Annotated in this window: 11 protein-coding genes; 2 read left to right on the forward strand and 9 right to left on the reverse strand. The window is 65.6% G+C overall.

Annotated features, from left to right (window positions below; translation table 11 throughout):
* Nucleotides 1-71 precede the first annotated feature (71 nt).
* The gene (locus tag BDOA9_RS03905; protein WP_025032643.1) at nucleotides 72-461 is read left to right on the forward strand and encodes an MAPEG family protein; all 390 of its coding nucleotides are present in this window, start codon (nucleotides 72-74) and stop codon (nucleotides 459-461) included.
* 145 nt (nucleotides 462-606) lie between these two features.
* Here the strand turns inward: BDOA9_RS03905 and BDOA9_RS03910 are convergent, their stop codons facing one another.
* From BDOA9_RS03910 to cobS, 9 genes are all read right to left on the reverse strand, one after another.
* The gene (locus BDOA9_RS03910; RefSeq protein ID WP_025032644.1) at nucleotides 607-1,797 is read right to left on the reverse strand and encodes an ABC transporter substrate-binding protein; all 1,191 of its coding nucleotides are present in this window, start codon (nucleotides 1,795-1,797) and stop codon (nucleotides 607-609) included.
* A gap of 121 nt (nucleotides 1,798-1,918) precedes the next feature.
* Nucleotides 1,919-5,083, reverse strand: coding sequence for an efflux RND transporter permease subunit (locus tag BDOA9_RS03915; protein ID WP_025032645.1), 3,165 nt, complete (start codon nucleotides 5,081-5,083; stop codon nucleotides 1,919-1,921).
* A complete protein-coding gene (locus BDOA9_RS03920; protein WP_025032646.1) occupies nucleotides 5,080-6,279 on the reverse strand; it encodes an efflux RND transporter periplasmic adaptor subunit in 1,200 nt (399 codons plus the stop codon). Before BDOA9_RS03920 ends, BDOA9_RS03915 begins: the two co-directional genes overlap by 4 nt.
* A gap of 285 nt (nucleotides 6,280-6,564) precedes the next feature.
* Nucleotides 6,565-6,972 carry a hypothetical protein gene (locus BDOA9_RS03925; protein ID WP_025032647.1) on the reverse strand — a complete coding sequence of 136 codons (408 nt, stop codon included), beginning with the start codon at nucleotides 6,970-6,972 and terminating at the stop codon, nucleotides 6,565-6,567.
* 183 nt (nucleotides 6,973-7,155) lie between these two features.
* On the reverse strand, nucleotides 7,156-8,268 hold the full coding sequence (locus BDOA9_RS03930) for an NADH:flavin oxidoreductase/NADH oxidase (RefSeq protein WP_025032648.1): 1,113 nt from the start codon (nucleotides 8,266-8,268) through the stop codon (nucleotides 7,156-7,158).
* Nucleotides 8,269-8,503: 235 nt separating this feature from the next.
* A complete protein-coding gene (locus tag BDOA9_RS03935; RefSeq protein WP_025032649.1) occupies nucleotides 8,504-9,589 on the reverse strand; it encodes an esterase-like activity of phytase family protein in 1,086 nt (361 codons plus the stop codon).
* On the reverse strand, nucleotides 9,586-11,493 hold the full coding sequence (gene cobT, locus BDOA9_RS03940) for a cobaltochelatase subunit CobT (RefSeq protein ID WP_025032650.1): 1,908 nt from the start codon (nucleotides 11,491-11,493) through the stop codon (nucleotides 9,586-9,588). Before cobT ends, BDOA9_RS03935 begins: the two co-directional genes overlap by 4 nt.
* Nucleotides 11,490-11,900, reverse strand: a complete 411-nt coding sequence (locus tag BDOA9_RS03945; RefSeq protein WP_025032651.1) for a GNAT family N-acetyltransferase — start codon at nucleotides 11,898-11,900, stop codon at nucleotides 11,490-11,492. Before BDOA9_RS03945 ends, cobT begins: the two co-directional genes overlap by 4 nt.
* 4 nt (nucleotides 11,901-11,904) lie before the next feature.
* Nucleotides 11,905-12,903: a cobaltochelatase subunit CobS gene (gene cobS, locus BDOA9_RS03950; protein ID WP_025032652.1), complete on the reverse strand. Its 999-nt coding sequence runs from the start codon at nucleotides 12,901-12,903 to the stop codon at nucleotides 11,905-11,907.
* Between the two features lie 298 nt (nucleotides 12,904-13,201).
* Between cobS and BDOA9_RS03955 the strand changes: the two genes are divergently transcribed.
* A complete protein-coding gene (locus BDOA9_RS03955; protein ID WP_025032653.1) occupies nucleotides 13,202-13,870 on the forward strand; it encodes a DedA family protein in 669 nt (222 codons plus the stop codon).
* Nucleotides 13,871-13,877 lie beyond the last annotated feature (7 nt).

A 13,877-nucleotide genomic window follows, 5' to 3' on the forward strand; every position in this document is an offset into this window, starting at 1 on the left:
TTCCATTTTGACGCGTTTTCTTTACGCGAACTGGTATCCACTTCGCTCGAAAACGCTTTGGGGGATTTGCGATGTACCATTTCACCGCTCTCGTCACGCTGCTGGCGATCGCGTTTTATTTCTTCACCTCCATCAACGTCTCGCGCTCGCGCACCAGGACCGGCGTCAAGGTGCCTGCGATGACGGGCCATCCGGATTTCGAACGGGCCTTCCGCATCCAGATGAACACGCTGGAATGGATGCCGATCGTCCTGCCAGCCCTTTGGCTGTTCGCGATCTATATCAGCGACGCTATCGCGGCGGGGATCGGCGCGATCTGGATCATCGGCCGGATCGTCTATTTCGCCGGTTATTCGCAAGCCGTGGCCAAGCGCGGCACCGGCTTTGCGATCCAGGCGCTCGCCGCCATGGCGCTGTGGGTCGGGGCGCTGGGGGCGGTGGTGGTGCGGTTGGTGAAGTGAAGCGCGCACGTGTCCCGGGCGCGGTGCAGCGTGCAACGCTGCGCCGCTGAACCGGGACCCAGTCAGGCCTGCACGCCCGGAGAGGGTGGGTCCCGGCTCTGCGCAGCAGCGTTTCAAGCTGCGGCGCGTCCGGGACACGAGAGCGTCACTTCGTCAGCGGACAGCCGCTTTCCTTGGCGGTGAAGAAGGCCTTGTCGCCGGGGACGGTGGCGAGCAGCTTGTAATAGTCCCAGGGCTTCTTCGACTCCGAGGGCTTCTTGACCTCGAACAGATACATGTCGTGGACCATGCGGCCGTTCTCGAGCACCTTGCCGCCCTGCGCGAAGTCGTCGTCGACCGGCAGCTCCTTCAGCTTCTTGGCGACGGCATCCGGATCCTTGGTCCCGGCAGCCTTGACGGCCTTCAGATAGCTCAGCGTCGCCGAATAGGTGCCGGCGTGGATCATGCTCGGCATCCGGCCGGTGCGCTTGAGGAAGCGCTCGCCGAGATTGCGCGTCTTGTCGTTGAGATCCCAGTAATAGCCTTCGGTCAGCACCAGGCCTTGCGCGGCCTGCAGACCGAGGCCGTTGACTTCGGCGAGTGTCATCAAGAGGCCCGCGAGCTTCTGGCCACTTGCGACGATACCGAACTCGGACGCCTGCTTGATCGAGTTGGTGGTGTCGAGGCCGGCATTGGCGAGGCCGACGATCTTCGCCTTCGAGCTCTGCGCCTGCAGCAGGAAGGAGGAGAAGTCCGACGAATTGAGCGGCACGCGCACCGAGCCGAGCACCTTGCCGCCATTGGCGGTGACGATCTCGCTGGTGTCCTTCTCCAGCGCATAGCCGAAGGCGTAGTCCGCGGTGAGGAAGAACCAGGTGTCGCCACCGGCCTTGGTCAGCGCGCCGCCGGTGCCGACGCCGAGCGCGCGGGTGTCGTAGGCCCAGTGGAAGCCGTAGGGCTGGCAGGCATCGCCAGTGAGGCGCGAGGTCGCGGCGCCGACGACGATGTCGATCTTCTTCTTTTCCTTGGAGAGCTCGTGGATCGCGAGCGCGACCGAGGAGGTCGTCAGCTCCGTGATCATGTCGACGTTCTCGACGTCGTACCAGCGCCGCGCGATCGAACTCGCGAGGTCAGGCTTGTTCTGGTGGTCGGCAGTGACGAGCTCGATCTTCTGGCCCAGCACCTCGCCGCCGAAATCCTCGATCGCCATCCTGGCCGCTTCAACCGACCATTTGCCGCCGTAATCGGCATAGACGCCGGACTGGTCGTTGAGGATGCCGATCTTGACGCCTTGCGCGGAGGCGGGAACCGCAATCAAGAGAGCCGAGGCCGCTGCGGCCAAAAGTGCTGATTTCATATGTTTGACTCCTAGCATTCTTCTGTGAAATCGCGCGGATAGTAGTGAAGAACCCCGCGTGCGCCCACCCGTTTCATATTGATCGTTAGTATGGGACTCTGCGCGCCCAACCTCACAGACCTCAGGCCACCGCCTCCGGCTTCTTGTCGCGCCGCCCTTCCGCCAGGTTCCGCACCACGACGTAGAAGATCGGCGTGAACAGGAGGCCGAACAGGGTGACGCCGATCATGCCGAAGAACACGGCGACGCCAACCGCCTGGCGCATCTCCGAGCCTGAGCCGGTCGAGATCACCAGCGGCAGCACGCCGAGGATGAAGGCGAACGAGGTCATCAGGATCGGCCGCAAGCGCAGGCGGCAGGCGTCGATGACGGCCTCCAGCCGCGGCTTGCCTTCGTTCTCGATGTCGCGTGCGAACTCGACGATCAGGATCGCGTTCTTCGCCGCCAGTCCCACCAGCACGACGAAGCCGATCTGGGTGAGGATGTTGACGTCCTGGCCCATGATGCGCACGCCGATGGTGGCGGCGAGCAGGCACATCGGCACGATCAGGATCACCGCGAACGGCAGCGTCCAGCTGCCATATTGCGCGGCGAGCACGAGATAGACGAACAGCACGCAGATCGGGAACACGTAGAGACCGGCATTGCCGCCCGTGACCTGCTGATAGGACAGGTCGGTCCATTCGAAGGTGAAACCGCTCGGCAAGGTGTCGTCCGCGAGCTGCTTGATGGCGTTGAGCGCGGTGGTCGAGCTGGTGCCCGGCGCCGGCTCGCCCTGGAGCTCGGACGCCGCATAGAGATTGTAGCGCGCGACGCGGTCCGGTCCCGAGACGTCCTTGAACTCGACCACGCTGCCGAGCATCACCATGTCGCCGGACGCATTGCGCGTGCGCAGGCGCGCAAGGTCGCTCGGCTCCTTTCGGAACGGGAAGTCGGCCTGCGCGGTGACGTGGTAGGTGCGGCCGAACAGGTTGAAGTCGTTGACATAGGTCGATCCGAAATAGGTCTGGATCGTGTCGTTGATGTTGGAGATCGGCACGCCCAGCTTCTGTGCCTTGGTGCGGTCGATGTCGACGAAGAGCTGCGGCGTGTTGGCCGTGAACGGCGAGAACACCGCGGGGGCGAGCAGCGAGGGCGATTTGCGCGCGGCGGCGACGAGCTCGTCGGTGGCGGCTGCGAGCATTTCAGGCCCGCGGCCCTGGCGATCCTGGATGCGGATGGCAAAGCCGCCGCCGGTGCCGATGCCGGGCACGGCCGGCGGCGGAATCACGATGATGAAGGCGCCCTGGATCGCGGACAGCCGCTTGCGCAGCTCGGCCGTGATGGCGGTGGCGGACAGGCCCTTCTTCAGCCGCGCCTCCGGCTCGTCGAATACCGGGAATAGCGCCGCGGCATTGCCGGCCTGCGTGCGGGTGGCGCCGGAGAATCCGGCGAAGGCGGCGACGCGGACGATGCCCGGCGTATCCAGCGAGATCCGCTCGATCTCGCGCACGATCTCGGTGGTGCGCGCCAGCGACGCCGCCCCCGGCAATTGCACCGATATGATGACATAGCCGCGATCCTGCGCCGGAATGAAGCCCTGCGGCGTGGTCGCGATCAGCCAGCCGGCGCTGCCGATCAGCACGACGTAGATCAGGAGCATGACGACCGAGTGCCTGATGGCGAAGTTGGCGAGGCTCGCATAGCCATGCGCCAGCCGATCGAACACGCGATTGAACACGCCTGTGAACGCGTTCCAGCCACGCGCAATGACATTCCAGGCGGCCGGCGGCCGCTTCTCTGCGTGCGGCGTGAGGATCTGCGAGGCCAGCGCGGGCGACAGCGTCAGCGAGCAGAAGCAGGAGATCGCGGTCGCGACCGCAATGGTCACGGCGAATTGCTGGAAGAATTGCCCGGAGATGCCGCCGAGGAAGGCGGTCGGCACGAACACCGCGCATAGCACGAGGGCGATCGAGACCAGCGCGCCGCCGACCTCCTCCATCGTCTTCAGCGCCGCATCGCGACGACTGAGGCCATGTTCGAGATGCCGCTCCACATTCTCGACCACGACGATGGCGTCATCGACCACGATGCCGACGGCGAGAACGAGGCCGAACAGCGTGAGATTGTTGATGGAGAAGCCCAGCGCCGCCATCACCGCGAAGGTGCCGACCAGCGACACCGGAATCGCGATGATCGGAATGATCGCCGGCCGCCATCCCTGCAGGAACACCAGCACCACGATGACCACGAGCAGCATGGCCTCGTAGATGGTCTTGATCAGCTCGTGGACGGACTGGGCGATGAACTCGGTCGGGTTGTAGCCGATGTTGTAGTCGAGCCCCCTCGGGAAGCTCTCCTTGAGCCGCGTCATGGTATCCGAGATGTTCTTCGCGGTCGCAAGCGCGTTCGAGCCCGGCCGCTGCGTCACCAGCATGGCGACGGCGGATTTTCGCAGCAGGAAGCTGTTGGTGCTGTAGGACAAGGCACCGAGCTCGATGCGCGCCACGTCGCGCAATCGCACGACCCGGCCGTCGGAGCCGGCCTTGATCAGGATGTCCTCGAACTGCTTCTGGTCCTTCAATCGCCCGGTGAAGGTGAGGTTCGGCTGAAAGGCGCGGTCGGTGATCGGCGGCTCCGCGATCTGGCCGCCGGCGATCTGAACGTTCTGGGCGCGGATCGCCGCCAGCACCTCGGCCGAGGTCAGGCCAAGATTGGCGGTGCGGTCGGGGTCGAGCCACAGCCGCATCGAATAGTCGCGCGCACCGAAGATCTGGATGTCGCCGACGCCGTCGAGGCGCAACAGCTGGTCGCGAACCTGGAGCAGCGCGTAGTTGGAGATGTACAGCTGGTCGAACGTGTCGTCGGGCGACAACATGAACACGACCATCAGGATGTCGGGCGAGTTCTTGCGCGTGGTGACGCCGTTGCGCTGCACTTCCTCGGGCAGGCGCGGCTGCGCGATGGCGACGCGGTTCTGCACCAGCACCTGGGCCTTGTCGAGGTCGGTGCCGAGCTTGAAGGTGACGGTGATGGTGAGCTGGCCGTTCGACGTCGCCTGGCTGTAGAGATACAGCATGTCCTCGACGCCGTTGATCTCCTGCTCGATCGGAGCTGCGACCGTGTCGGACACGGTCTGCGCGGAGGCGCCGGGATATTGCGTGGTGACGACAACGGTCGGCGGCACCACCTGCGGATATTCGGACACCGGCAGCGTCGTGTAGGCGAGCGCGCCGACGATCAGGAGCACGATCGACAGCACCATCGCCAGGATGGGCTGGTTGATGGAGAGACGGCCAAGATTCATGGCTTGCCACCGGCCGGGGCTTGCGCGGTCTGGGGGGCGACTTTGGCGCCGACGCGGGCGCGCTGGATGCCGCTGACGATGACGCGGTCGTCGGCCTTCAGGCCCTCACGGATCACACGCAGGCCGTCGTCGAGCGGGCCGAGCACCACGGGGCGTGCCTCGACCGTGTCGTCAGGCTTGACCACGAAGACGATCTTGCGGGACTGGTCGGTCGCGATCGCAGCGTCCGGAATCAGCAGCGCCTCGTAAGGCGCGCTGCCGATCAGGCGGACGCGGCCGAACTGGCCGGGCAGGATCGACAGATCCGTGTTCTTGACCACCGCGCGGCTGCGCAGCGTGCCGGTCGAGACATCCAGTCGATTGTCGAGGAAATTGACGGTGCCCTCGTGCGACGGCTTGGTCTCGCCGGCGAGAGTCACTTGCACCGGGTTTGCCGTATCGCGCGAGCTTGGCCGCCGTCCCTCGAACCACAATTTGCTGTATTTGATGAAGGTCGCCTCATCCATGTCGAAATAGATGTAGATCGGATCGAGCGCGACGATCGAGGTCAGCAGCGTCGAGGTGCCGGTGTCGCTGCCCTGCACGAGATTGCCGGGGCTGACGAGATGGCGGCTGACGCGGCCGGTCAAGGGCGCTGCCACATGCGTGAACTCGATGTTGAGCTTGGCAGCCTTCAGCGCGCCTTCGGCCTGCATCTCGGCGGCATGCGCCGCCTGCAGGGCCTGGCGGCGCTGATCCACGACCTGTTCGGAGACCGCGCTGGTCTGCACCAGGCTGAGACCGCGGTCGAGCTCGCGCTTGGCGAGCTCCACCCTGGCGCGCGCGTCGGAGAGCTGGCCCTCCGCCTGAGTGGCTACCGCCTCGAACGGGCGCGGGTCGATCACGTAGAGCAGGTCACCCTGACGCACGATGGCGCCGTCCTGGAATTCGACCGAGTTGACGAAGCCGCCGACCCGCGGCCGCACCTGGACCTCCTCCACCGCCTCGAAGCGGCCGGTGAACTCGTCCCAATCGGTGACGGTGCGCTTGACCGGCTGGGCGACCGTCACCGACGGCGGTGCCGGAGCCGCAGCCTGTGATGCCGGCTTGTCGCAGCCGGACAGGGCGAACGCTGCGGCGAGAAGCCCGGCGATTGCGCTGACCTGAACGAAATCGTGCTTTTGGATCAACTGCCTGCTTCCGTCCGGTCCGCTCATCCCCAGGTCCTCGCATCAAAGCCGCGGAAGGTGCAGGGTACACTTCTACCTGCGGGCGCCACAAGATGGGCAGCAAAGATGAACTCTTCAAGTCCGATTCGCGTGCAATGCTTCGGACGACGCCCTGACCGGATGACGGGTTGACAGGGAGGGAGATGGCGCCCTGCAAGGAAGTCGAGGCAGGCCGGGTCCTGCCGTGAAGGACCGGGCTCTCGAATTTGAGAGCCTTTCCCCGCGGCCATCCATCGCGATGCCCGCTTCGGGCGGGCGCCTCACAAGAGCGAGCTATTTCCGCAGCCTGGCCTTGGCGCCGGCGACGATCTGCATGGCAACGCCGGCGATCCAGCCGACGAGGACGAGCCAGGTCCAGGCCATGTGCGGATCGAGCCGGAGCACGATCACGGCGACCGAGGCGAAGGCCGTGAGCGTGGCGCAGAGCGTGCCGGCGGCGCTCATGAGCTCGGCGGCGTCGATCTGGCTGTGCGCATCGTCGAAAGGCATCTGCGGCGTGTCGATGCCGAGATAGAAGCCGATGCCGCCAAGCAGCATCATCAGCAGCAGGAAGCCCTGCGTGGTGAGGGTGGAGATCGCCGAGCCCACATAGGCGCCAACGAACAATCCGCACGCGGCCCCCGCCATGGCAAGACCGACGCGCTCGAACACATGGGCGGTTTTACGAAAGCGAAAACGCATGGCCAGCCTCCGCGAGGCGTTGAGTGCGGAGAGGTTAGGCCAGTTTTGCGGTGGGTGGAAGGCGAGGAGTTTTACGGATGCGTGAGGGAGTGACAGCGAGCGCAACACACTCGGCAGTCGTCCCGGACAAGCGAGCGGAGATCCGGGACGACAGCGGACCCCGCCATCGCGCTACACGCGCTGTCACCGCGCGCCGAATGTGGTCTTGCCGAACAGCGCCTTCTGCGTCGAGGGCTGCGAGCGCCAATATTGCGGCGGGGCTTCGACCTCGCCGCCGAGCTCGGCGGCGGCGTGCCAGGCCCAGCGCGGGTCGTAGAGCATGCCGCGAGCGAGCGCGACCATGTCGGCCTTGCCGGACGCGACGATCTCCTCGGCCTGCCTGGCTTCGGTGATGAGGCCGACGGCGATGGTGGGCAGGCCGGTCTCGCGCTTGATGGCATCTGCGAACTGCACCTGATAGCCGGGGCCGAGCGGGATCTTCTGCAGCGGCGAGACGCCGCCGGAGGAGGCATCGATCCAGTCGACGCCGCGCGCCTTCAGCGCGTCCGCGAATTCGATGGTCTGTGCCAGATCCCAGCCGCCTTCGACCCAATCGGTCGACGACACCCGCATGCCGACGGGCTTATCAGCCGGGAATGCTGCACGCACCGCGTCGAACACTTCAAGCGGAAAGCGCATGCGGTTCTCGAGGCTGCCGCCATAGTTGTCGGTGCGCTTGTTGGAGATCGGCGACAGGAATTGATGCAAGAGATAGCCGTGCGCGCCGTGCACCTCGATGGCGTCGATGCCGAGCCGCGCGGCGCGCTTGGTCGAATCGACGAACGCCTCGCGGATGCGCTTCAGGCCCGCGGCATCCAGCGCCAGCGGGGCGGCCTCGCCCTCCTTGTGCGGCACGGCGCTCGGCCCGACCGTTTGCCAGCCGCCCTGCCCTTCCGGAATCAGCTGGCCGCCGTCCCAGGGCCGTGCGCTCGAGGCCTTGCGGCCGGCGTGGGCGAGCTGCATTGCGATCGCCGTGGAGGAATGCTTGCGCACCGAATGCAGGATCGGATGCAGCGCGGCTTCGCAGGCGTCGCTGTAGAGCCCGAGACAGCCCGGCGTGATGCGGCCGATCGCCTCGACATGCGTCGCCTCGATGCAGAACATCGCCGCGCCCGACAGGCTGAGATTGTTGATGTGGGTGAAGTGCCAGTCGGTGGCGACGCCGTCCTCGGCCGAATATTGACACATCGGCGATACCACGAGGCGGTTCTTCAAGGTCAGGCCGCGCAGCTTGATTGGAGAAAACAGGGCGCTCATGCGGGGAGTTCCGGGGGGTGGAGGGGCAATGCGAGAACAGTGTAGTGAGGGACGCGCGGATTGCTAGGCACGCGGGGGAATGGCGGGTACCCACAGCGTGCATTTCCGCAATGGCGGTGTGACGCTCGCCAGACTCCCCGTCGTCATTGCGAGCGCAGCGAAGCAATCCAGTCTGCCGCTCCGGAAAGATTCTGGATTGCTTCGCTTCGCTCGCAATGACGGGGGAAAGACTACCCTACTCCGCCAGCGTGAATTGCAGCAGCAGGGTTCGCTGCAGCATCGAGAAATTGTCGTCGGAGATCAGGGTCAGCACCGTCTCCCCCTCGGCCGTGACGTGAGCGTCGATGCCTTCCATGTTGTCGATCTCGTGGCCGAGATCGGCGGCGAACAGCGCGGGGCCATCGACCAGCGCACCGGGCGCGATTGCCTTCAGCGGGATGGCGCGGATGCGGATGTTGACGCCGGTGAACCAGGAGAATTTGCGTTCGAGGATGAGCAGTTCGCCGGAGGGCAGCAGCACGGCATCGCTGATGTCGTATTTCTCGGTACGCCGCACGCTGAACTGGCCGGGCGAGGGACCGCCGATCAGGAAGGCGACGAGGTTTCCGTCGGCATCGAGCCCGCGCTCGGAGAAGGCGATCAGGGTGCCCGCGAGCGGCAGGTTCTGGTCCTTGCCCTTGGGCACGATCACCATCGCCTCCAGCCCCTTGTTGGAGGGCAGCTTGCGCAAGGCCGGTGGGACGGCGATCACCTCGCCGCGGGCGCTTGTGCCGCCCTTGGCAAAATCGTAGCGCAGGATCTGGTTGACGCGCTCGAGCCCGACATAGACGAGGCTGCCGTCGCGCGCGATCGATTCCGAGTCCCACCAGAGGTGCTTTTCCGTGATCGGCCGCCCTTCGGCGCCGAGCAGCGGCGCGGCCTCGACGTCGGCAAGGCCGACCATGTCGTGGCCGGAATAGCGGATGCTGCCGGTGAACCAGCCGCCCTGGTCGGAGATCGCGAGGAAACGCTCGCCCTTGCCGTCGAGGAAGCGGAGGCCTGACAGGCCGCCGAAACCGCGATAGGGCGAGGTCAGCACCAGGCCGCTGCGATAGTCCAGCGAGCCGAAGCGCGTGCGCGTGCGATCGCGCGGCTCGAAATTGGGAATGCTGCGCGCGTTGACCTCGACGCTGACGGGCGCCGCGACCGCGTGCTCGACCTGAAGCGGGCGCGGTGGCGGCTCGGTCGCGGCCTGCGCCTGCGCGAACCTGGAGACTGCGAATGTGGAAAATCCCGCCGCGGCGTGCCTGAGAAAGCTGCGGCGGGATGCAATCGTGCTCACGAATGCAGTTTGCGTCGCGGCCGACCGGCCGCCTGCGTCGGCGCCGTGTTGGTCTCGCTGAACAGCTCGGCGAGCTTCTCGGTGATCGCGCCGCCGAGCTCCTCGGCGTCCACGATCGTCACCGCGCGGCGATAATAGCGCGTCACGTCATGGCCGATGCCGATCGCGATCAGCTCGACCGGCGAACGGGTCTCGATCTCCTCGATGATGTGACGCAGGTGCCGCTCGAGATAATTGCCGGGATTGACCGACAGCGTGGAATCGTCGACCGGCGCGCCGTCCGAGATCATCATCAGGATCTTGCGCTGCTCGGCCCTCGCCAGCAGGCGCTTGTGCGCCCAGTCCAGCGCCTCGCCGTCGATGTTCTCCTTCAGCAGGCCCTCGCGCATCATCAGGCCGAGGTTCTTGCGCGCACGACGCCAGGGAGCGTCGGCCGACTTGTAGATGATGTGACGGAGATCGTTGAGGCGGCCGGGATTGGCCGGCTTGCCGGCGGCAAGCCAGGCCTCGCGCGATTGCCCACCCTTCCAGGCCCGCGTGGTGAAGCCGAGAATCTCGACCTTGACGCCGCAACGCTCGAGCGTGCGCGCGAGAATGTCGGCGCAGGTCGCGGCGACCGTGATCGGGCGTCCGCGCATCGAGCCGGAATTGTCGAGCAGCAGCGTCACCACGGTGTCGCGGAAGGTCGCCTCCTTCTCGTGCATGAAGGACAGCGGGTGATAGGGATCGGTGACGACGCGCGACAGGCGCGCGGGGTCGAGGATGCCCTCTTCGAGATCGAACTCCCAGGCGCGGTTCTGCTGCGCCATCAGGCGGCGCTGCAACCGGTTGGCGAGGCGGGCGACGATGCCCTGCAGATGCGCGAGCTGCTTGTCGAGATAGGCGCGCAGCCGCTCCAGTTCGTCGTGGTCGCAGAGATCCTCGGCGGCGATGACCTCGTCGAATTTCGGCGCGAAAGCGTGATATTCCGGCCCGCGCGGCTCGTTCCTGCCGTGCTGGTTCGGGCGCGTCGCCTCGCCCGGCGTCTCGTCGTCACCGAGCTCGCCGTCGTCGAAGGTATCGGAGGTCGAGGCCTGCGCGCTTTCCATCGCGCTCTCGCTCATCTCCTCGGATGTCGCCTGCGCCTGGTCGGCGCTCATCTCCTGCGCGGCATCGGAATCGGGCGAGCCCTCGGCGCCGGACTGGTCGTTGTCGCCGTCCTGGTTCTCCTCGTTCTCGTCATTGTCCTCGCTGTCGGCGTTGCGCTCGTCGCCGAGCTCGAGTGCCGACAAGAGATCATGCACGGCATCGCCGAACTTGGTCTGATCCTCGAGCACGCCGTCGAGCCGGTCCAGCCGCTTGCCGATCTTGTCTTCGAGGATCGGCCGCCAGAGGTCGACCATCTTCTTGGCCGCCGTCGGCGGCGCCATGCCGGTGAGGCGCTCGCGCACCAGCATAGCCAGCGCGTCGGCCAGCGGCGCGTCGGCGCGGTCGGTGATCTCGTCGAACTTGCCGCGATGGAAATGGTCGTCGAGCATCGCGGTGAGGTTCTTGGCAACGCCCGCCATGCGACGCGCGCCGATCGCCTCGACGCGGGCCTGCTCCACCGCCTCGAACACGCCGCGCGCCTGCGGATTGCCGGGCATCAGCTTGCGATGAACCTTGGGATCGTGACAGGCGATCTTGAGCGCGATGGAATCGGCGTGGCCGCGCACGATGGCGGCGTCACGCTTGGTCATCTTGCGCGCCGGCTCCGGCAGCCGCGCCTTGCCGGGCGCCAGCCCCGGCCGCTCGGCGGCGAAGGAGACATCGAGCTCGGGCGCCTTCGCGATCGCCTTCAGGCAGGAGGCGACCGAGCGCTTGAACGGCTCGGTCGGCGCTTCCTTGTTGTTGCGGAATTTGGAGTTGGATGATGATGTGCTCATAGCGACTTCGTAAACGAATGGCGCGTCACGCCGCCGGGATAGCCGTCGATGGTGCCGAATTCCTGGTACCCGCAAGAACGATAGAAGCCCGGCGCCTGGAAGCTCATCGTATCGACATGGGCCCGGATCGCGCCGAGCCGTCTTGCCTCGTCCTCGATCGCCGCGATCAGCTTCGTGCCGTGCCCCTTGCCGCGCTGCTTCTGGTCGATCCAGAAATACTGGATGAACAGAACCGTGGACCAGAGGTGGCCGACGATGCCGCCGACGATCTTGCGGCCGTCCTTCAGCGAGACCGCGATGCTCTTGACCTTCTGCTTCCCAAACTTCTCGTCGTTGTAAGCGCCGAGGCCGGCGAGCACAGCCTTCTTGGTGGTACCAATGGTGCGCTCGACGGCGATGGTTGGCATGGGATCAGCTGAGCGCCACGTTGACTGCCGATTCCGGCAGCTCCGCATTGAAGCAGCGCTGATAGAACTCGGCGACCAGGGGCCGTTCGAGCTCGTCGCACTTGTTGAGGAAGGTGACGCGGAAGGCGAAGCCGATATCGCCGAAGATGTCGGAGTTCTCCGCCCAGGTGATCACCGTGCGCGGGCTCATCACCGTCGACAGATCGCCGTTGGCGAAGGCGTTGCGGGTGAGATCGGCAAGGCGCACCATCTTGTTGACGATGTCGCGGCCTTCCTGGGTGCGATAGTGCTTGGCCTTGGCCAGCACGATCTCCACTTCCTCGTCGTGGCTGAGATAGTTCAGCGTGGTGACGATCGACCAGCGGTCCATCTGGCCCTGGTTGATCTGCTGGGTGCCGTGATAGAGGCCCGAAGTGTCGCCGAGGCCGACGGTGTTCGCGGTCGCGAACAGGCGGAAGGCCGGATGCGGCTTGATCACCTTGTTCTGGTCCAAGAGCGTCAGGCGGCCCGAGACCTCCAGCACGCGCTGGATCACGAACATCACGTCCGGGCGGCCGGCGTCGTATTCGTCGAACACCAGCGCGACGTTGTTCTGCAGCGCCCAGGGCAGGATGCCGTCGCGGAATTCGGTGACCTGCTTGCCGTCGCGGACCACGATGGAATCCTTGCCGACGAGGTCGATGCGGCTGATGTGGCTGTCGAGGTTGACGCGCACGCAGGGCCAGTTCAGGCGGGCCGCGACCTGCTCGATATGGGTGGATTTGCCGGTACCGTGATAGCCGGTCACCATGACACGGCGGTTCCTGGCAAAGCCCGCGAGAATGGCCAGCGTGGTGGCGCGGTCGAAGCGGTAATCGGAATCCACTTCAGGCACGTGAGGATCGACTTCGGAATAGGCCGGGACTTCGAGATCGCTGTCGATCCCGAACACCTGGCGCACCGACACCTTCATGTCGGGCAGGCCGGAAACTTCCTCAACTTTGGACAGGGCGGCGGTCGTCATCAATCCTCCGAGGTCCCGGGCGGTCCCGAAACCGGTTATTCGCACGTTGGCTGCGGCTGGGTGCTGAAAATCAACCTATCAGAGACAACGAGCCGGCAGAAGCCCGCCCACCAATCAAAGTTCCGTTGTCTTTTCATTCAGATAAGCAAGGAACGCAGTTTTTGGAGGGCTGCCTTGCGAATCACGCTCGAATTTCGGGCGGGCCAACCTCGCTGCCGTCCAAAATGGCACTCTTGCCGCATGTGCTTACCTATGTAGGGTCTGACTTCCCTTTGCTCCAGCCCGCCGCAGAGACGACGTGACATCCTTCCTCGATCCTCTGATCGCCTTCGTTTCCGCCCATCCGTGGCTGGCCTACCAGACCTTGTTCCTGGCGGCGCTGCTCGAAGCCGTTCCGGTGGTGGGATCGGTGATCCCCGGCTCGACCATTATCCTGGCGCTGAGCGCCCTGGTGCCGGGCGGCGAATTGCAGTTGCCATGGGTGCTGCTCGCGGCCGCAGCCGGCGCACTGCTCGGCGACGGCTCGGCCTATTGGATCGGGCACCGGCGGCAGCGCGAGATCCTCAACACCTGGCCGCTGACCAACTATCCGCGCGTGGTCGCGGAGAGCGAGAGCTTCTTCCATCGCTTCGGCAGCTGGGCCGTGTTCTTCGCCCGCTTCGTGCCGCCGATCCGCGCCTTCGTGCCCGTGACCGCCGGCGCGCTCGGCATGACGCCCGCGAAATTCTACGCGGTGAACATCCCGGCGATCCTGGCCTGGGCCCCCGCGCATGTGCTGCCGGGCGTGCTGGCAGTGTCGGCGCTGCACGAATATGCCGGGCTGCATCATCACGCCCATGTCGGCAAGCATATCTGGATGCTGACGGTGGTCGGCGTTGCGATCGTGCTGGGCGTGGCGGTGTGGATCTATCGCCGGCGGAATGGCCGTCATGTCGCGGCGCCTAAGCCGCGGGCCGAGCTCGGCTAGCGACTTT

The organism is Bradyrhizobium sp. DOA9 (assembly GCF_000617845.2).
Taxonomy (GTDB): Bacteria; Pseudomonadota; Alphaproteobacteria; order Rhizobiales; family Xanthobacteraceae; genus Bradyrhizobium.